This is a genomic window from Actinoplanes sp. NPDC049118 (genome assembly GCF_040648555.1).
Classification (GTDB): domain Bacteria; phylum Actinomycetota; class Actinomycetes; order Mycobacteriales; family Micromonosporaceae; genus Actinoplanes.
Map to the genome: position 1 here is coordinate 1 of NZ_JBEZDY010000043.1, position 19,479 is coordinate 19,479.

A 19,479-nucleotide genomic window follows, 5' to 3' on the forward strand; every position below is an offset into this window, starting at 1 on the left:
TCCGACCGGCGCTCCAGCACCAGCATCCCGACGCCCTCGCCCCACGCGGTGCCGTCGGCGGCCGCGGCGAACGACTTGCACCGCCCGTCGGCGGCGAGGCCGCGCTGGCGGGAGAAGTCGACGAAGGTGTCCGGGGTGGCCATGACGGTGACACCGCCGGCCAGCGCCATCGAGCACTCGCCGCGGCGCAGCGACTGCGCGGCCAGGTGCAGCGTCACCAGCGACGACGAGCAGGCGGTGTCGACGGTGACCGCCGGCCCCTCCAGCCCGAAGGTGTACGACACCCGGCCGGAGGCCACGCTGTACGAGTTCCCGTTGCCGACGAAGTCGGCCACCTCGGCCGGCAGGTCGCGGATGCGGGAGGCGTAGTCGCCGTACATGACGCCGACGAACACGCCGGTCTGGCTGCCCCGGACCGTGGCGGGGTCGATGCCGGCCCCCTCGAACGCCTCCCACGACGTCTCCAGCAGCAGCCGCTGCTGCGGGTCCATCGCCAGCGCCTCCCGCGGGCTGATCCCGAAGAACGCCGGGTCGAACAACGCGGCGTCGTGCAGGAACCCGCCCTCGCGCACGTAGCTCGTACCGGGCCGGTCCGGGTCGGTGTCGTAGAGCCGTTCGATGTCCCAGCCACGGTCGACGGGGAACTCGGTGATGCCCTCGCCCGCGGCCGCGACCATCCGCCACAGGTCCTCGGGTGACCGGACGTCGCCCGGGTAACGGCAGCTCATGCCGACGATGACGACCGGGTCGTCGTCCGCGACGCCGGACGGCGCGGCCGTCGCCGGCACCGCCTCCAGCCGCCCGGTGAGCTTGGCGAGCAGCTCGCGGGCGACGGCCGCCGGGGTCGGGTGATCGAAGGTGAGGGTGGCGGGCAGCCGCAGCCCGGTGACCTCAGTGAGCCGGTTGCGCAGCTCCACCGCGCTCAGCGAGTCGAAGCCGATCACCCGGAACGCCTGGTCGGCACCGATGGCGGCGGCCTCGGAGTGCCCCAGAACCAGCGCCACCGTGCGCCGGACCAGGTCCCTCAGGTACGGCGCGCGGGCGTCCTCGTCGAGCGCGGCGAGGCGGCCGGCCAGCGACCCTGGTCCGGCCGATCCGTCGGCGGCGGCCCGGCGGGCAGCCGGGCGGACCAGCCCGCGCAGCACCGCCGGCACCCGACCCGTCGCGCGCACCGCCGCCAGGTCCAGCGGGACGGGCGCGACGACCGGCCGGCCGGTGGCGAGCGCGAGGTCGAACAGTTCGAGGCCCAGGGCGGTGCTCAGCGGCAGCGCGCCGGTGCCGGCGATGCGGCGGCGGTCGGAGTCGGTGAGGTGCGCGGTCATGCCGCTGCGGTGGTCCCACAGCCCCCACGTCAGCGCGACGGCGGGCAGGCCGTCGGCGTGCCGGTGCCGGGCCAGGCCGTCGAGGAAGGCGTTCGCGGCGGCGTAGTTGGCCTGCCCGGGACCGCCGAACAACCCGGCGTCGGAGGAGAACAGCACGAACGCGGCGAGCGGCAGCTCGCGGGTCAGCTCGTGCAGGTGCAGCGCGGCGTCCACCTTGGGCCGCAGCACGGCGTCGACCCGTTCGCCGGTCAGCGCCTCCAGCACGCCGTCGTCCAGCACGCCCGCGGCGTGCACGACGGCGGTCAGCGGGTGCTCGGCCGGCACCGCGGCGAGGGTGCGGCGCAGCGCCTCGCGGTCCGCGGCGTCGCAGGCGGCGATCTCGACGGCGGCGCCGAGCCCGGCCAGCTCGGCGGCGAGCTCCGTGGCACCGTCGGCCGCCGCGCCGCGGCGCCCGGCCAGCAGCAGGTGCCGTACCCCGTGCTCGGTGACGAGGTGGCGGGCCACCAGGGCGCCGAGGCCGCCGGTGCCGCCGGTGATCAGGACGGTGCCGGTGGCGTCGAGGCGCGGATTGCCCGGCGCCGGGTCCGCGGGGATCCGGGCGAGGCGGCGCGCGTACGCGACGCCGTCGCGGACCGCCACCTCCGGCTCGCCGGTGCCGATCGCGAGGGCGACCCCTGCCGACACCGTCGTGGTGTCGTCAAGGTCGACCAGCAGGAGCCGGTCCGGGTGCTCGGCCTGCGCCGACCGGAGCAGCCCGCGCACGGCGGGGCCGGCCAGGTCGTCGGTGGCGCCGCGGTTCACCAGGGCCAGCCGGCTGCCGGCGTTCCCGTCGTCGGCCAGCCACCGCTGTAGCCGGTCGAGCGCGTCGCGGACCGCCCGGTGCACGTCGTCGGCGGTGTGCCCGGCGTGCTCGAGCTCGAGGATCCGCCACCCGTCGCCGACGGCCGCCGGGGCGACGCCGGCCAGCCGCACCTCCTCCAGGTGGTACAGCGACTCGTGCAGCACTCCGGCCGGGGCGGCGAGCTGATCGGCCGAGACCGGCCGCGACGTCAGGGCGTCGACGACTGCCAGTACGGCGCCGGAGCCGTCGAAAAGGGTCAGCGTCACCGTGTCGGTGCCGGCGGGCGCCATCCGTACGAGGGCCCGGGCGGCGCCGGACGCCCGCAGCGAGACGCCGCCGAAGGAGAACGGCACGCGCACGCCGTCGTGGCCGGCGAGCAGGCTGGTGGTGTGCAGCGCGGCGTCGAGCAGCGCCGGGTGCAGGCCGTACCCGTCGGCGGCGACGCCGTCGGGCAGCGCGACCTCCGCCAGGACCTCCGCGCCGCGCCGCCACGCCGCCCGCAGTCCCTGGAACGCGCGCCCGTACCCGTATCCGGACTCGGCAAGCGTGGGATAGAAGCCGGACAGGTCGATCGGCTCGGCGCCGTCCACGGACCACGGCGACGGCTCGCTGCCGCCGGCGGCGTCGGGCGCGAGCGTGCCCGCCGCGTGGCAGGTCCAGACGTCGCCCGCCGAGGAGTAGATCTCGACCGGGCGCCGCCCGTGTTCGTCGGCGCCGCCGACCACCACCCGCACCGCCGCGCCGTCCCGGCCGGTGATCATCAGGGGTGCCTGCAGGGTCAGCTCGGTGACCGCGCCGCAGCCGACCTCGTCGCCGGCGCGGACGGCCAGTTCGACGAAGGCGGTGCCGGGCAGCAGCACCTGACCGAGCACGGCGTGGTCGGACAGCCACGGCTGGGCGGCCGCGGAGACGCGGCCGGTGAGCACGACGCCGTCGGAGTCCGGCAGCGCCACCACGGCGGCGAGCAGCGGGTGCCCGGTCGCGGCCAGGCCGAGCCCGGCCGGGTCGGTGCCGGCGGCGGCGCCGTCGAGCCAGAACCGGCGGCGCTGGAACGCGTACGTCGGCAGCGGCACCCCGGCGGCCGAGGCGCCGGGCAGCACCCGGTCCCAGTCCGGGTCGGCGCCGCGCACATAGGCGGTGCCCAGCGCGGTCAGCGCGGTGGTCACCTCCGGGCGGCCGGACCGCAGCACCGGCACGAACACCGCGCCGTCGTCCGGGTCGACGCACTGCTGGCCCATCCCGCTCAGCACGGCGTCCGGTCCCAGCTCGACGAAGGTCCGCACGCCCTGCCCGGTCAGGTAGGTCACCGAGTCGGCGAACCGCACCGCCTCCCGGACGTGGCGCACCCAGTAGTCGGGCGAGCAGATCTCCTCGGCCGTGACCTCCCTGCCGGTCAGGTTCGACACGATCGGGATCCTCGGCGCGGAGTAGTCCAGCACCCGCGCCACCCAGCGGAACTCCGACAGCATCGGCTCCATCCGGGACGAGTGGAACGCGTGGCTGACGGAGAGCCGCCGGGCCCGCCGCCGGCGCGCCTTCCACAGCGACACGAGCTCGTCCACCGCGGCGGCCGCCCCGGAGACCACGACCGCCGTGGGACCGTTCACCGCGGCGATGTCCACGGTGGCGGACAGCAGGGGCCGCACCTCGTCCTCGGAGGCCTCCAGGGCGGCCATCGCGCCGCCGGCGGGAAGCGCCTGCATCAGGCGGCCGCGCAGGGCGACCAGGGCGGCCGCGTCGGTCAGCGACAGCACCCCGGCGACGTGCGCGGCGACGATCTCGCCGACGGAGTGCCCGGCCAGGAAGTCGGGCCGCACGCCCCACGACTCGAGGAGCCGGAAGAGCGCGACCTCGACGGCGAACAGGCCGGCCTGTGTCCACACCGTCTGGTCGAGCAGGTCGCCGCCGTCGAACACGACGTCCCGTACCGAGCCGCCGAGGTGCAGGTCGAGCGCGGCGCAGGCGGCGTCGAACGCGGCCGCGAAGACCGGGTACGCCCCGTGCAGTTCGCGTCCCATCCCGGCGCGCTGTGCGCCCTGGCCGGTGAAGAGGAAGGCGACCGGGTCCTCGGACCGGACGCCGGTCACCGTGCCGGCCGCGGTGCCGTCGGCGGCGAGTTCGCCGAGCGCGCGCCGCAGGTCGCCGGTGCCGTCGGCGATGACGGCGGCGCGGTGACCGAGGTGTGCCCGGGTGGTGGCCAGGGCGGCGGCGAGGTCGCCGGGCGCGGCCTCGGGCAGGTTGCCGGCGAGCCGGGCGGCCTGTGCGCGCAGGGCCGGCTCGCCGGTGCCGGACAGCGGGAAGAGCAGGGGGCCGGTGAGCGGCCGCGAGGGTACCGGGTCGGTGTGCGGCGCCTCCTGCAGGATCAGGTGGGCGTTGGTGCCGCTCATGCCGAACGAGGACACCGCGGCCCGGCGCGGGCGGTCGCCGGCCGGCCAGGGCCGGGCGGCGGTGAGCAGCCGCACCGCGCCGGCGGACCAGTCGACGTGCGGGGTCGGCTCGTCGACGTGCAGGGTGGCGGGCAGGGTCTCGTTGGCCAGCGCCAGCACCATCTTGATCACGCCGCCGACGCCGGCCGCCGCCTGGGTGTGCCCGAGGTTCGACTTGAGCGAGCCGAGCCAGGCCGGCTCGGACCGTTCGCCGCCGTACGTGGCGAGCAGCGCCTGCGCCTCGATCGGGTCACCGAGCCGGGTCCCGGTGCCGTGCCCCTCGACCGCGTCCACGTCGGCCGGCGCGAGGCCGGCGTCCGCCAGCGCGGCCCGGATGACCCGGACCTGGGCGGGGCCGTTCGGCGCGGTGAGCCCGTTGGACGCGCCGTCGGAGTTGATCGCGGTGCCGCGGATCACGGCGAGCACCCGGTGGCCGTGCCGCTCGGCGTCGCTGAGCCGCTCCAGCACGAGCACGCCGACGCCCTCGGACCAGGCGGTGCCGTCGGCCGCCGCGGCGTACGGCTTGCACCGCCCGTCGGGGGCCAGGCCCCGCTGGCGGGAGAAGGCGAGGAAGCCGGCCGGGCTGGCCATCACCGCGACGCCGCCGGCCAGGGCCGTGTCGCACTCGCCGCGGCGCAGCGCGCTGGTGGCCAGGTGCATCGCGACAAGCGAGCCGGAGCAGGCGGTGTCGACCGTGACGGTCGGCCCCTCCAGGCCGAAGGTGTACGCCAGCCGTCCGGAGACCACGCTGGCCGCGTTGCCGGTGAGCAGGTAGCCCTCGAGACCGTCGGTCGCGTCGGCGAGGCGGGGGCCGTACTCCTGGGTCTCGGCGCCGATGAACACGCCGGTCCGGGTGCCGCGCAGGCTGTGCGGGTCGATGGCCGCGTGTTCCAGCGCGGCCCAGCTCGTCTCCAGCAGCAGGCGCTGCTGCGGGTCGGTGGCCAGCGCCTCGCGCGGGTTGATGCCGAAGAACGCCGCGTCGAACTCGTCGGCGTCGTGCAGGAAACCGCCGTGCCGGGTGTACGTCGTACCGGGGTGCTCCGGATCGGGATCGTAGAGAGCCGCGACGTCCCAGCCGCGGTTCGCCGGGAATTCGGTGATCGCGTCGCCGCCCGCCGCCAGCAGCTCCCAGAGCCGGTCCGGCGAGTCCACGCCGCCGGGATAGCGGCAGCCGATGCCGACGACGGCGATCGGTTCGTCCGCGGCGGGGGCCGCCGGCGCCGGTTCGCCGGATTGCACCGGCGGCGCGCCGAGTTCGGCGGCGATCCGGTCGGTGACGGCCCGTGGTGTCGGATGGTCGTAGGCGAGGGTCACCGGCAGCGCCAGCCCGGTCGCCTCGACGAGCCGGCGGTGCAGGTCCACCGCCGCCAGCGACGCGAGCCCGAGGTCCATGAAGGACTGGTCCGGTCCGATGTCCTCGACCGCGTCGCCGAGGGCCGCGACGGCCTGGGCGCGGACGAACCGGAGCAGCCGGCGCCGGGAGTCGTCGGCGTTCGCACGGAAGTTGCCGAATTCGCGCGTCATGTTGTCTACCCCGCAGCTCAGGCGAAAAGGTCTCGGACAGCGGTCGATCACGAGGCTAGGCAGGCATTTCGGCCCGCCCCACCCCTAGCGCCCCCTGATCTGAGGGGGCGGGTGGCCGGTCAGCTCGCGGGCACGAACAGCTCGCGGGCGACGCCCTTGGGGTCCAGTGCGATGACCTCGAAGGCGCGGGTGGTGACGCCGAGCCGCCGGAACAGGTTGTCCGGGCCGGCGAAGACGAGCCGGTTGACGCCGAGCCCGAGCAGGCCGTCGACGACGGCCGGCCACTGGACCGGCCGGTCGAAGGTGTCCAGCAGCATGGCGCGCATGTCCTCGGCGGTGCGCACGACGCTGCCGTCGGTGTCGGAGAGCAGGGTCTGCCGCGGTGCCCGCACGTCGTAGCGGTCCAGCACCTCGAGCTCGGCGCGCAGGCGCAGCCGGCCGAACGCCCTCGCGTGCACCGGCGGGCGCATGGTGTACATCGAGTACCCGCCCATGGCGCCGACCGCGGCCTTCAGCTCGTCCAGCAGTCCCTCCCGGACGGAGAGCATGAGCATGCCGTCGTCGAGCCGCCCGGAGAGGTCGTGGAACTCACCGCGGTCGGTGAGCGTGGCGAGGTACTCGGCCAGCGCGTCCCCGGGCACCCGGGTGACGGTGTGGGTGACCACGTCGGTGTACTCGGTGCGGAAGTAGTCCAGCTCCAGCTCGGCGAGCTGGGCCGTCATCCGGATCACGTCCGGGAAGCTCAGCGCCCCGACGTACGCGGCCGCCGCCTTCTGCCCGAAGCTGGGCCCGGCGCAGATCTCCGGGCGTTCGCCCAGGCTCTGCTCGGCCCGGTCGGCGAGGGCCAGCGAGTTCACCACGAAGGCCAGCTGGGTGTAGACGGAGTAGTCCTCCTCGGCGTCGTAGAACCGCTGCAACAGGTCGTACCCGAGGACGTCGCTGGCCTGCTCCAGGCGGCTGCGCGCATGCGGGTCGAGTACCATGAACCGGCCGACGGCGGCGAAGCTCGACGGCCCCATTCCGGGAAATACAATGGCGGTTCTCTCGGGCATCGGTCCCCATTTCACGTACGCAGGAATGACCGACCCTAGGCGACTCCGGCACCACCATTCAGCCCCTAGCCGCCCCTACCGTCGGGTTGACGACCGTCCCGGCCCGGTGCCCGATTCACGTCAGCGAACGGGTAAAGCAGCAGCTCAGCGCGCCATCCGTTAACTACACTTACACTGAAAATAGTTTCGCGTTTTTCTGGGCTTACAACATAGGGGTTCCCCCTGATCATCCCCGCTCCCTAACATCCACGGTGCTGCATGTCAATTATTCGGTGGTCCGGGGGCTGAGTCACGATGACAATCAATACAGCGAAAAATACAGTCGTACGTCAATTCCATCCGGCGCCGCAGGCACCGGCCCGGCTGGTCTGCCTGGCACACGCGGGCGGCTCAGCGTCGGCCTACCTGCCGCTCTCGCGCGAGCTGTCACCCCGCGTCGACGTACTCGCCGTGCAGTACCCCGGGCGCCAGGACCGCCGCGCCGAGCCCTGCCTGACCGACATCAGCGACCTCGCCGCCGAGGCGGTGACGGCGATCCTGCCGTTCCTCGACCGGCCCACCGCCCTCTTCGGACACAGCATGGGCGCGACGGTGGCGTTCGAGGCGGCCCGGCTGCTCGAGCGCGAGCACGGCCACACGGTGACGCGGCTGTTCGTCTCCGGGCGGCGGGCGCCCTGCACCACCCGGCCCGAGAGCGTGCACCGGCGCGACGACGACGGCCTGCTCGCCGAAATCAGGCTGCTCAGCGGCACCGACTCGGCGATCCTCGCCGACGACGAGATCATGCGGATGGCGCTGCCCGCGCTGCGCGGCGACTACACGGCCATCGAGACGTACCGCCCGGAGCCGGGTGCCGTCACCGCGGCGCCGATCACCGTGCTGACCGGCAGCGACGACATCCGCACCTCGGCCGACGAGGCGGCGGCCTGGGCGCGGCACACCACCGCCGGGTGCGCGGTGCACACGTACACCGGCGGGCACTTCTTCCTCACCGGGCACCGCGCCGCCGTCGCCCGGCTCGTCGCGCGCCACCTGCTGGGCTGACCGCCAACCCCTGAGCCGGACGGACACGAATGTTCACACCTGCCAAGCTGGCCGACCGGGAGGAACACCAGCACCGCCTGCACGCGCTGCTACGCGACTCCCTGCACGGCCGGGGCCACACGATGCTGGTCACCGGCGCGGTGGCCAGCGGCAAGACCGCAATGCTCACCGCGGTCGCCGACCAGGCCGCCGCCATCGGGGCGATGCTGCTGGAGACCTCCTGCGCACCGGCCGAACGGGAGCTCCCGTTCGGACTGATGAACCGCCTGCTGGACAGCGCGAGCGAGGCCTCGGCCGAGTTGGACGACTGCCGCAGGGCGCTGGAGCGCCAGCACGGCCGGGAGTCCGGGGACTGCGCGATCCGCGCGGCGGCGGAGCTGGCCGCGGCGCTGCTGCGGCTCACCGCCGCCCGCCCGGTGGTGATCACCGTCGACGACGTCGACCACGCCGACGACGAGTCCGCCGGGGTGCTGCTGCAGCTGAGCCGCCGTACCCGGCACGCGCCCCTGCTGCTCGTGCTCTCCGAACGGGTCCGGCCCGCGCGCGACCGCCTGCCGCTGCACGCCGAGCTGGCCCACCAGCCGCACTTCCGGCAGCTGCGCCTGGGCCTGCTGACGCCGTCGGGCACCGAGGGGTTGCTCGCCGAGCACCTCGCACCCGACGCGGCACAGCGACTGGCCCCCGAGCTGTACGCCAGCACGGGCGGAAACCCGCTGCTGGTCCGCGCGCTGGTCGAGGACAGCACCCGGGAACCCGGGACACCCGAGATCCGGCTGGTCCGCTCCGACGGCTACAGCCAGGCGGTACTCGGCTGCCTGCACCGGCACGGCCCACAGACCGTGGCGGTGGCCCGGGGACTCGCCGTGCTCGGCCCGTCCGGGCGGGCGCAGACCCTCGCCGACCTGCTCGGCCTGCACCCGCGCTCGGTACTGGACGAGTTGACCGCGCTGCGGCTGTCCGGCCTGGTCGACAAGTGGGCCTACCGGGACGCCGCCGCCCGCGACGCCGTCCTCGACGCCGTGCCGCCCGCAGAACTCGCCGCCCTGCACCGCCGCGCCGCCGACCTGCTGCACGGCGCCACCGGCGCCCCGGTCGACGTGGCCCGGCACCTGATCGGCGCCGACGCGGAACCGGCCGGGTGGATGACACCGACGCTGCGCGACGCGGCCGGGCACGCCCTCGCCGGCGGCGATCCGCGGCTGGCCCGCGACTGCCTGGAGCTGGCCCTGCGCTCCTCCGGAGACCCGTCCGAGCGGGCCGCCATCCGGATCCGGCTGGCGGGGCTGATCTGGCGCAGCGCCCCGGCCGCTGTCGCGGAGCATCTGGACGCCCTGGCCGACGACGCCCGCGCCGGCCGCCTCGAGGGCCCGGACGTCGTGCTCACCATCGGCTACCTGGCCTGGCTCGGCCGGATGGACACGGCGGCCGGGCTGGTGTGCGAACTGGTCGGCGCCGGAACCGTACCGGTCGGTGCGCTGGCCGCCGCCGCCCGGTGGCTCGCCATGTTCAGCCCGCCAATGCGGCCGCGCCTCGAGGAGCTGCGCCTGCTGCCGGACGGCCCGCTGACCGCGGACGGCGCCGCGGGCACCCCGGACGACGCGTACCTGCACGCCGCGCACGCGGTCTCCACGGCGCTGGCCACGGGCTCCTCCGCCGAGGCCGTGCTGGTGCTGCAGCGGTACCACCTGAACGACGCAACCGTGCAGCCGCTGATGTTCGCCCTGTGTGCGCTGATCTACGCCGGCCGGCTGGACCTGGCCGCCGCCTGGTGCGACCGGCTGGTCGGCGAGTGCACGGCCCGGCACGCGCCCGCCTGGCAGGCGATGCTGACCGCGACCCGCGCCGAGATCCTGCTGCGCCGCGGCGAGCTCACCCAGGCGGTGCAGCAGGCCCGCACCGCGCTGGGCCGGCTGCCGGTGCAGAACTGGGGAGCCGGGCTGGCCTTCCCGGTGGGGACGCTTATCGAGGCGTACACCGGCGTCGGGCGCCCGGACGACGCGCTCGGCCTGCTGGCGCTGCCGGCGCGGGAGCTGCTGCAGACGCTGCCCGGGGTGCGCTACCTGCGGGCCCGCGGCCGGTGGCGGCTCGCCACCGGGCGCAGCCACGCCGCGCTCGGCGACTTCATGGCCTGCGGCGAGTTCCAGGAGCGGTGGGGCATCGACTCCTCGGGGCTGGCAGCCTGGCGCCTGGACGCGGCGGAGGCCTGGCTGGCGCTCGGCGACGCCGACCGCGGGTCCAGCCTCGGCGGCCGCCAGCTGCGCCGGGTCCGGCCCGGCCAGGACGGGCTGCGGGCGGCGGTGCTCGGGGTGCTCGGGCGTACCGGCGACCCGCACAGCCGGCTGCAGGCGCTCGGCGAGGCGGTGGAGATCCTCGAACGCGACGGCGACCGGGTTCAGCTCGCCACGGCGCTGGGCGAGCTGGGCCGGGCGTACCGCGAGTTGGGCAACTTCCACCGTGGCCGGACGCTGATCGGCAAGGCCTGGTACGTCGCCAAGGCCTGCGGCGCCGAACCGCTGTGCGACCTGCTGATGCCCCAGCACGCCGAGGCCGAGCTGGAGGCGGCGGCCGGCGATCCGGCGGAGGCGGAGGGGCTCACCGAGGCCGAGATGCGGGTGGCCGTCCTGGCGGCGCACGGGCACACCAACCGGGAGATCTCCGCGAAGCTGTTCATCACGATCAGCACCGTTGAGCAGCACCTCACGCGGGTGTACCGCAAGCTCAACGTGAAGCGGCGGCGCGATCTGCCGCTGAGCCTGGCCGGCAGCGGCGGCGAGCCGGCCGGGGCGCGGCTCGACGTGGGCTGACCCGCGATTTGTTTCGAGGGCGCCGTCGCCGGAGAAGATCCGGTGACGGCGCCCTCGTCGTGTCCGGAACCCCCTATCGGACCCCAGAACAGATGCTTACGAGTAGGGCCGGCGGCGGCATATCGGAAATAATATCTCCACCCGGACCTCCTACGCCGGACGGAGGCCGCCGGCGCACCTCCCGGGTTAGCGTCATCGAACCCCAAGCGGAAAGCGTCGCCCGGCGGCAGACCGCCGCCGGGCGACCGGAAGGAACCAACGTGCCCGAAGCGTCCCCGGACGATGTGGAGATCCTGCTGGCGATGCCGTCCGGGCGGCGCTCCAGTTTCCGGCTGGTCTGCTTCCCGCACACCCTGGAGACCACCGCGTCGTACCTGGCGCTGGCGGATCTGCTGCTGCCCACCGTCGAGGTGCTGGCGATCCGCTACCCCGGGGTGTCCACCGGGCCGCAGCGGCGCATCCCGGACACCGAGGACCTGGTGGACAGGTGCTGCGCCGCGCTGTCGCAGTGGACCGACCGTCCCCTGGCGGTGCTCGGGCACCGGGCCGGCGCCTACCTGGCGTACCGGGTGGCCGGCCGGCTGGCGGCCGAGGCCGGCGCGCACATCTCCGTGCTGTTCGCCGTCGACCGCGCCGGCCCGCCCCGCACCGCCGGCGAACCGATGCTCAGCGAGCGCGTCGTCGCCGTGCTGAGCGACCGGGACGCGGCCGCCGCCACCGCCGCCGCCGGCTGGGCGGCCTGCACCACCGGCACGGTCGACGTCGAGCGCGTCGCCGACGCGCAGCGGTACCTGCACGGCGATCAGCGCGCCCTGGCGAACCTGATCCACGACGAGTTGCTGGCCGCACCCGTAGCCGGGGCACCCGGGCAAGAGCAGGGCCGATAGGGGCGCGGCAAGGGTGCTGCGCGGTTCACGCACTCCCTAGCGTCATTCTCGAACCCGCTGCGCCGGGCGGCCGGGTACGAGGAGGAGTCGTGCGCCGCATGGAACCCACCGTTTTCGCCGCCGACAGCGTGCAGACCCTGACCGAGTTCGAGGGCGACGCGCTGCGCGTGGCCGAGGTGCTGCGCGAGCGGGGCGTCGCGCTCGGCACCCGGGTCATCCTGAAGGCCGACAACTCGGCCGCCTACCTCAAGACGCTCTTCGCGCTGCTGCACGTCGGCGCCTCGGTCGTCCTCGCCGACCAGCAGGAGCACGTCGCCGACACCCGGGCCGTCGCCGCGCAGAGCGGCGCGAAGCTGCTGCTTGTCGACGACGACGCGCCGGTCGCCGAGGACCTCGCCCCGGTACGCCTCTACGAGCTGCTGGTCGACGCGGCCGGCCTGGCGGGCGCCGACGGCCGCCTCGACTTCGACGACTGGGCCGCGCTGCCGGACGGGCTGATCATGCGAACCTCGGGCTCCACCGGCACCCCGAAGTGCGTGGTGAAGTCCGGCGGGGCGTTCCTGCGCAACCTGGAGCGCAACGCCGCCCAGGTCGGCCACGTCGGCGACGACGTGCTGCTGCCGCTGCTGCCCTTCGCGCACCAGTACGGCCTGTCCATGGTGCTGATCGCCTGGCAGGTGCGCTGCTCGCTGGTCATCGCGCCGTACCGGCGGCTGGACCAGGCCCTGCGGATGGCCGGCGACGCCGGCGTCACCGTCATCGACGCCACCCCGGCCAGCTACCGCAGCATGCTGAACCTGGCCACCCGCCGGGCCGCGCTGCGCGCGGGCCTCGACGGCGCGCGGATGTTCTGCGTCGGCGCCGCCCCGCTCGACGCGTCCCTCGTGGGCGGCTACGTCGCCGAGTTCGGCCGGCCGCTGCTGGACAGCTACGGCAGCACCGAGCTCGGCAACGTCGCCTTCGCCACGATCGACAACCCGGTCGAGTGCGGGCGGGCGATGCCCGGCATCGGCGTGCGCGTCGTCGACGACCTGGGCCGTCCGCTGCCGGCCGGTGAGGCCGGGGAGATCGAGGTCGACACCCCGGACGGCCTGACCGGGCACCTCGCCGACGACGGGGCCCTGCTGCCGGCCCCGGGCGGCTGGGCGCGGACCGGCGACCTGGGGCGGCTGGACGCCGACGGGAACCTGTCGGTGCTGGGGCGAAAGCACGCCGTGCACCGGATGGGGTACACGCTCTATCCCGACCTGATCGAGCGGCGGGTCGCCGACGCCGGGCACCGGGTGCGGGTGGTGGCGCTGCCCGATCAGCGCGCCGGCGTGACGCTGACGTTCTTCGTGGAGGACGAGGCCGGCAACGACGCACAGCACTGGCGCGACGCGCTGCACGGGCTGCTGCCGGCGTACGAGCGGCCGAACCGGGTCGCGGTGCTCGAGCGGTTCCCGCTCAACCGCAACGGCAAGGTGGACAAGCTCCAGTTGCGGAAGCTGGCCGCCGAGGCGGAGGCCGTACCGGCGGCGGCCGGGCGATGAGGATCGCGTGCTGGCAGGCCGCCTGCGAGCCCGGCGTGCCGCGGATGCTGGACCGGCTGCGGCAGGCCGCCGCGAGCGCCGCCGCGGGCGGCGCCGAGCTGCTGATCACCCCGGAGATGTCCGTCGGCGGCTACCCGCTGGGCCGCGACAGCATGGCCGCGGCCGCCGGCCCGGCCGACGGTACGGCGTGCCGCGCGGTCGAGGGCATCGCGCGCGCGGCGGACATCGCGATCGTGCACGGCTGGCCAGAGACCGCCGGCGCCGCGCTGCACAACTCGGTCCGGCTGGTCGACCGCAACGGCTCCGGTCTCGCGGCCTACCGCAAGACACACCTGTACCGGCCCGCCGAGCCGCACTTCACCCCCGGCGGCGACGGGGTGGTGCAGGCCCGCCTCGGCGCTCTCAAGGTGGGGCTGCTCATCTGCTACGACGTGGAGTTCCCCGAGGCGGTACGCGCACACGCCCTGGCCGGCACCGACCTGCTTGTGGTGCCGACCGCGCTGATGACGCCCTGGGAGTTCGTGGCGCGCACCCTGGTACCCGCCCGGGCCTTCGAGAGCCAGCTGTACGTGGCGTACACCAACTGGATCGGCGTCAACGAGGGCATCCGGTTCTGCGGGCTGACCACGGTCGCCGCGCCCGACGGCGGCCTCACCACGGTCGACGAGCCGGGGGAACGGCTGCTGTTCGCCGACGTGGATCCGGCGGTGATCGCCGCCGCCCGGGCCACCACCACCTACCTGCCGGACCGCCGCCCCGAGCTGTACGGCCCGGTCACCGCGCACTGACCGGCTACCCGCCGGTCCGCCGCCCGCAGGCGGCGACGATCTGCTCGCAGCCGTGCGCGACGTCCACCGTTCCGGCGCTCACCGCCGCCTCCACCCGGGCCACCACGTCCGCGACCTCGGGATCGGCGGTGAGCACGTCCAGCAGCGCGGCCCGTACCGTCGCCCGCAGCCGCGCCACCCGGCGGTGCCGCCGGCGATCCGCCAGGACGCCGGACGCCGCCTGGCCGTCGCGGTGGGCGCGGAGCTGTTCCCACAGCTCCGCGATGCCGGAGCCGTCCGCCGCGCTGCAGGTCAGCACGCTCGGTGCGGTCACACCGGACCCGCCGTGCACGAGCCGCAGCGCCGCGGCCAGTTCGCGGGCCGCGACCCGGGCGCCGGCGAGCTGGGCGCCGTCGGCCTTGTTGACCGCGACCACGTCGGCCCGCTCCAGCACGCCCCGCTTGATCGCCTGGAGGTGGTCGCCGGTGCCGCCGACGGTGACGAGCAGGAAGGTGTCGGTCAGGTCGGCGACGGCGGTCTCGGACTGGCCGACGCCGACGGTCTCCACGAGCACGACGTCGTAGCCGGCGGCCTCGACGACGACGATGACGTCGTGGGTGTCGCGGGCGACGCCGCCCAGCGTCCCGGCGCTCGGCGAGGGGCGGATGAAGGCGGCGGGATCGGCGGCCAGCCCGGCCATCCGGGTCCGGTCGCCGAGAATGCTGCCGCCGGTACGCGGCGACGACGGATCCACCGCGAGCACGGCGACCCGGTGACCGAGCGCGGTCAGCCGCCGGCCGAGGACGTCGATCAGCGTGGACTTGCCCGCGCCCGGCACCCCGCTGATGCCGATCCGGTGCGCCGTCCCCGCGTACGGGCTCAGCAGCCGCAGCAGCCGCCGGGCCCGCGCACGGTCGGCCGGCAGGTTCGACTCCACCAGGGTCAGCGCCCGCGCGACCGCGGCCCGGTCACCCGCGCGGACCGCGTCCGCGTACGCCTCGGCGTCGACCGTTCCCGGTGCGGTCACGCCCGGCGCAGCCGGCGGGACAGCTCGGCGAGCACGCTCGAGGCGGCGTCGGCGAGAACCGTGCCGGGCGTGAACACCGCGCTCACCCCGGCGTCGCGCAGCGCCGCCACGTCGCCCGGCGGCACCACACCGCCCACGACGAGCATGATGTCGTCGCGGCCGGCGCCGGCCAGTTCCCCGCGCAGCTGCGGCACGAGCGTCAGGTGGCCGCCGGCCAGCGAGTTCACGCCGACGATGTGCACGTCGGAGTCGACCGCCTGGCGTGCCACCTCGGCGGGGGTCTGGAACAGCGGGCCGACGTCGACGTCGAAGCCGAGGTCCGCGAACGCCGTCGCCACCACCTTCTGACCGCGGTCGTGCCCGTCCTGCCCCATCTTCGCGACGAGGATCCGCGGCCGCCTTCCGTGCGCGGCGGCGAACGCGTCCGCGGCGGCGCGGGCCGCGAGGATGCCGGCGGTGTCCCCGGCCTCGGCGCGGTACACCCCGGCGACCGTGTGCACCTCGCCGGCGTGCCGGCCGAAGGCCCGCTCCAGCGCCGTCGACATCTCCCCGACGGTCGCGCCGGCGCGCGCCGCGTCGATCGAACGGGCCAGCAGGTTGTCGGCCGGCCCGCCGTCGCGGCGCCCGGCGGCCGTGGCGGCGGCAGCGGCCTCGAGGGCGGCGAGCGCCTCGGCGCAGGCCGCGCCGTCGCGCCCGGCGCGCAGCGCGCGCAGCCGGTCGATCTGCCGCTGCCGCACCGCCGTGTTGTCCACCTTGCGGACCTCGAGCTGCTCCTCCGCCTCGGGCGGGTACAGGTTGACGCCGAGGATCGGCTGCGTGCCCGCGTCGATGCGGGCCTGCGTGCGGGCCGCCGCCTCCTCGATGCGGCGCTTGGGGATGCCGGCGGCGATCGCCCGCGCCATCCCACCGGCCGCACGCACCTCGGCCAGGTGCCCACTCGCCCGCTCGGCCAGCTCGTGGGTCAGCCGCTCCACGTACGCGCTGCCGCCCCAGGGGTCGATCACCCGGGTGGTGCCCGACTCGTGCCGCAGCAGCAGTTGCGTGTTGCGGGCGATCCGCGCCGAGAACTCGCTCGGCAGCGCCAGCGCCTCGTCGAGCGCGTTCGTGTGCAGCGACTGGGTGTGCCCCTGCGTCGCGGCCATCGCCTCCACGCAGGTGCGTACCACGTTGGTGTAGACGTCCTGCGCCGTCAGCGACCAGCCGGAGGTCTGGCAGTGTGCGCGCAGCGCCAGCGACTTGGGATCGGTCGCGCCGGACGCGCCGACCAGGCGCGCCCAGAGCAGCCGCCCGGCGCGCAGTTTGGCGACCTCGGTGAAGAAGTTCGTGCCGACGCCCCAGAAGAAGGACAGCCTCGGTGCGAAGTCGTCCACCGCCAGCCCGGCGCGGCGGCCCGCCTCGAGGTACTCGGCGCCGTCCGCGAGTGTGTAGGCGAGCTCGAGGTCCGCGGTGGCTCCGGCCTCCTGCATGTGGTAGCCGGAGATGGAGATCGAGTTGAACCGGGGCATGCGGGCGGCGGTGTACGCCAGCACGTCCGAGACGATCCGCATGGACGGGCCCGGCGGGTAGATGTAGGTGTTGCGGACCATGAACTCCTTGAGGATGTCGTTCTGGATGGTCCCGGCGAGCCGCTCCGCCGGCACGCCCTGCTCCTCGGCGGCCACCACGTAGAGCGCCAGGATCGGCAGGACCGCGCCGTTCATGGTCATGGAGACGCTGGTGCGGTCGAGCGGGATGCCGGCGAACAGCTCACGCATGTCCATGATGGAGTCGACGGCGACCCCGGCCATGCCGACGTCGCCCGCGACGCGCGGATGGTCGGAGTCGTAGCCGCGGTGCGTCGCCAGGTCGAACGCGACCGAGAGGCCCTTCTGCCCGGCGGCCAGGTTCCGGCGGTAGAAGGCGTTGGACTCCTCGGCCGTGGAGAAGCCGGCGTACTGCCGGACCGTCCACGGCTGGGTGGTGTACATCGTCGGGTAGGGCCCGCGCAGGTACGGCGGCAGGCCCGGCAGCGTGCCGAGGTCGAGCCCCTCGAGGTCGCCGGCGGTGTACCGGGGTCGCACGGCGATGCCCTCGGGCGTCCGCCATGGTTCCCCGGTCGTCCACCGGCCGGCCGCGGCGGGCGGATCGCCGAGCGGCACGGTGGAGAAGTCCGGAATGGTCATCGCACCCCCAGGTCGTCGAGCGTCGCGCCGAGCGCCTCGGCCGCGTCGCATCCGTCGTGCAGGTAGCCGGTGACGCCGTCGTGGCCGGCGGGCGTTCCGGCCGCCCAGACCCGGACCGCGCCCGCGGCCCGCAGTGCCCGCGCGAGCGGCCCGGCCGCCGTCTCGTACGCGGCATCCGGTCCGCACAGGCAGGCGACCGGCGTTCCCGAGGCCCGCCAGGCGGCCACGGTGGTCTCGACGTCACCGCCGTCCGGCGCCGCGGTGGTCAACAGGCCCGCGGCGGCGAAAAGGTCCGCCGCGGCATCGGTACGGGCGGTACGCGCGGCGGGCGGCCCGAGCGGCACCAGCAGCACCGACGGCCGCACGCCGGTGGCGGCGGCGTGCTGGTCGACGCGCAGGCGCAGCGCCTCGAACACCTCGGCGTACCGGCGTTCGGGCAGGCCGGGGCCGGGTGCCGCCGCCGGCCGGACCGGACCGGGCAGCCGCTCCTCCGGGTCGGCGAACCGGCTGACCCCGACGATCGGTGCCCGCCGCCGGGCGATGTCGTCGCGCCGGGCGGCCCACGCCTCGTCGAGCCAGCCGGCGACCAGCCCCGCGTCCAGGGCGGCCGCCATGCCGCCGGCCCGCTCGATCGTCCGGAACCGGTCCCAGGCGCGGACCGCGAGGTCCTCGGTGTACCGCTCGACGAACCAGGAGCCGCCGGCCGGGTCCGCGACCCGGTGCAGGTGCGCCTCCTCGCGCAGGACGGCCTGGGTGTTGCGGGCGAGACGGCGGGCCGGTTCGCCGGAGCCGCCGAGGCAGGCGTCGAACGGCCGCACGGTGACGGCGTCCGCGCCGCCCAGCACGGCGGCGAAGCAGGCGACCGTCGTACGCAGGATGTTGCTCCACGGGTCCCGCGCGGTCATCATCGCGAGCGAGGTGACGGCGTGCTGGCGCTGGGCGCCGGCGTCCGCGACGCCGCATTCCCGGGCCACCCGGGCCCACAGCCGGCGGGCGGCGCGCAGCAGCGCGATCGTGTCGAACTGGTCCGCCCCGGCCGGGTAGCGGAACTCGAGCTGTCCCAGCGCCCGCGCCGGTTCCAGCCCCGCGTCCGCCAGCCGGCGCAGGTACGCCACCCCGGTGGCGATCGAGCAGGCGAGCACGTCGGCGTTCGAACCGCCGGCGTCGTGGTACCCGGTGACGTCCACCGTGGACGCCCGGACGCCCGGCAGGTCGGCGTCGCAGCGGACGGCGAGGTGGGTGAGCACGCCGTCGTCCGCCGGCGCGCCGGTACGGGCCCGCAGCGCCAACGGATCGGCGCCGAGGTTGCCGGTCAGCGCCGCCGGGGCGATCCCGTGCCGGCGGGCCGCGTCGAGCAGCAGCCCGGCGGCGCGCTCGGTACCGGCGCCGGCGTCGAGGACGACCGCGGTCGAGTCCAGCGTCACGGCGTCGAGCAGGCCGGGAAGCGATGTGCCGGCCCGTTCGACGGCGAGCCAGACCGCGGTGACACCGTTCGCGGTGTCCGACCGCACCGCCGCGGCGTCGGTCCCGTCGTAGCGCTGCCGCACCTGCCACGGCGCACCGGGGGCGCGGCCCCATTCGGCGAGCGGCCAGGTCCCCGCCTCGGGCCCGTACAGCGGCTGCACCGTGAGGCCGTCGTAGGTGGTGGCGGCGAGCAGCTCCGCGACGTCAGCCGGCGTCGCGCCGTCGGGCGCCCGCCCGGCCTTGCGCAGCACGCCGAGGCAGAGCCGCCGCCACCGCTCGTGCGCCGTGCCGCCGGTCTCCGCGCCGCCGCGCTGAGGCGGGCTCGCCTGCTCAACAGTTGCCGTCATCCGCGGCCGCCCCCGGTCGGTCGAAGTCTTCTCAGGACCTGCGATCCGACTGTTTCAACGGGGCAACGGGGCGGCAACCCCTACCGATCCCCTATTCCCCGGCGGTCACATTGATCGATTTACGACCTGTTCACCCCTTCCGGCCCGAGTCGAATATCTGGCACATCCCACCATTCAAGATTGGGGGCGTCCTTTTGGGTGGATTACCCATGTCACGTCCGGTCTTTTCGAGATCCATAAGGGGCCTGTATCGACATCGCTTGAAGCGGTTAATAAGAAT

General features: G+C 75.2%; 10 protein-coding genes. 5 read left to right on the top strand and 5 right to left on the bottom strand.

The genetic code is table 11. The features are described 5' to 3' along the window. Both AB0B58_RS39960 and AB0B58_RS39965 read right to left on the bottom strand, forming a co-directional pair. Positions 1 to 6,113: SDR family NAD(P)-dependent oxidoreductase (locus AB0B58_RS39960; protein ID WP_360235759.1), on the bottom strand; the 6,113-nt coding region annotated here is incomplete at its 3' end. A gap of 119 nt (positions 6,114 to 6,232) precedes the next feature. Next, positions 6,233 to 7,132 carry an ACP S-malonyltransferase gene (locus tag AB0B58_RS39965; RefSeq protein WP_360235762.1) on the bottom strand — a complete coding sequence of 300 codons (900 nt, stop codon included), beginning with the start codon at positions 7,130 to 7,132 and terminating at the stop codon, positions 6,233 to 6,235. A gap of 327 nt (positions 7,133 to 7,459) precedes the next feature. Here AB0B58_RS39965 and AB0B58_RS39970 point away from each other — a divergent pair, with 327 nt between their 5' ends. From AB0B58_RS39970 to AB0B58_RS39990, 5 genes are all read left to right on the top strand, one after another. Further along, the gene (locus tag AB0B58_RS39970) at positions 7,460 to 8,209 is read left to right on the top strand and encodes an alpha/beta fold hydrolase (RefSeq protein WP_360235765.1); all 750 of its coding nucleotides are present in this window, start codon (positions 7,460 to 7,462) and stop codon (positions 8,207 to 8,209) included. Positions 8,210 to 8,238: 29 nt separating this feature from the next. Next, positions 8,239 to 11,013 (top strand): LuxR family transcriptional regulator, encoded by a 2,775-nt coding sequence (locus AB0B58_RS39975; protein ID WP_360235768.1) that lies wholly within the window; start codon positions 8,239 to 8,241, stop codon positions 11,011 to 11,013. Positions 11,014 to 11,273: 260 nt separating this feature from the next. Continuing rightward, entirely contained in the window at positions 11,274 to 11,900 is a 627-nt protein-coding gene (locus AB0B58_RS39980) for a thioesterase domain-containing protein (protein WP_360235771.1), read from the top strand. A gap of 98 nt (positions 11,901 to 11,998) precedes the next feature. Beyond that, a complete protein-coding gene (locus tag AB0B58_RS39985; RefSeq protein ID WP_360235774.1) occupies positions 11,999 to 13,432 on the top strand; it encodes a class I adenylate-forming enzyme family protein in 1,434 nt (477 codons plus the stop codon). Further along, a complete protein-coding gene (locus AB0B58_RS39990) occupies positions 13,429 to 14,220 on the top strand; it encodes a carbon-nitrogen hydrolase family protein (protein WP_360235777.1) in 792 nt (263 codons plus the stop codon). Before AB0B58_RS39985 ends, AB0B58_RS39990 begins: the two co-directional genes overlap by 4 nt. Positions 14,221 to 14,224: 4 nt before the next feature. Here AB0B58_RS39990 and meaB read toward each other — a convergent pair whose 3' ends face one another. The 3 genes from meaB to AB0B58_RS40005 are packed head-to-tail and all read right to left on the bottom strand — an operon-like array spanning position 14,225 to position 19,199. Then, entirely contained in the window at positions 14,225 to 15,226 is a 1,002-nt protein-coding gene (gene meaB / locus AB0B58_RS39995; protein WP_360235780.1) for a methylmalonyl Co-A mutase-associated GTPase MeaB, read from the bottom strand. Beyond that, positions 15,223 to 17,388 carry a methylmalonyl-CoA mutase gene (scpA, locus tag AB0B58_RS40000; protein WP_360235783.1) on the bottom strand — a complete coding sequence of 722 codons (2,166 nt, stop codon included), beginning with the start codon at positions 17,386 to 17,388 and terminating at the stop codon, positions 15,223 to 15,225. Before scpA ends, meaB begins: the two co-directional genes overlap by 4 nt. Beyond that, positions 17,385 to 19,199, bottom strand: a complete 1,815-nt coding sequence (locus AB0B58_RS40005; protein ID WP_360235786.1) for a methylmalonyl-CoA mutase family protein — start codon at positions 19,197 to 19,199, stop codon at positions 17,385 to 17,387. The genes scpA and AB0B58_RS40005 overlap by 4 nt, the downstream gene beginning before the upstream one ends. Positions 19,200 to 19,479 lie beyond the last annotated feature (280 nt).

What these genes read in the sequence shown, in the direction of transcription:
- AB0B58_RS39965 (WP_360235762.1), bottom strand. Translation starts at nt 7,132, where the DNA reads ATGGGGCCGTCGAGCTTCGCCGCCGTCGGCCGGTTCATGGTACTCGAC.
- AB0B58_RS39970 (WP_360235765.1), top strand. Translation starts at nt 7,460, where the DNA reads ATGACAATCAATACAGCGAAAAATACAGTCGTACGTCAATTCCATCCG.
- AB0B58_RS39975 (WP_360235768.1), top strand. Translation starts at nt 8,239, where the DNA reads ATGTTCACACCTGCCAAGCTGGCCGACCGGGAGGAACACCAGCACCGC.
- AB0B58_RS39985 (WP_360235774.1), top strand. Translation starts at nt 11,999, where the DNA reads ATGGAACCCACCGTTTTCGCCGCCGACAGCGTGCAGACCCTGACCGAG.
- AB0B58_RS39990 (WP_360235777.1), top strand. Translation starts at nt 13,429, where the DNA reads ATGAGGATCGCGTGCTGGCAGGCCGCCTGCGAGCCCGGCGTGCCGCGG.
- scpA (WP_360235783.1), bottom strand. Translation starts at nt 17,388, where the DNA reads ATGACCATTCCGGACTTCTCCACCGTGCCGCTCGGCGATCCGCCCGCC.
- AB0B58_RS40005 (WP_360235786.1), bottom strand. Translation starts at nt 19,199, where the DNA reads ATGACGGCAACTGTTGAGCAGGCGAGCCCGCCTCAGCGCGGCGGCGCG.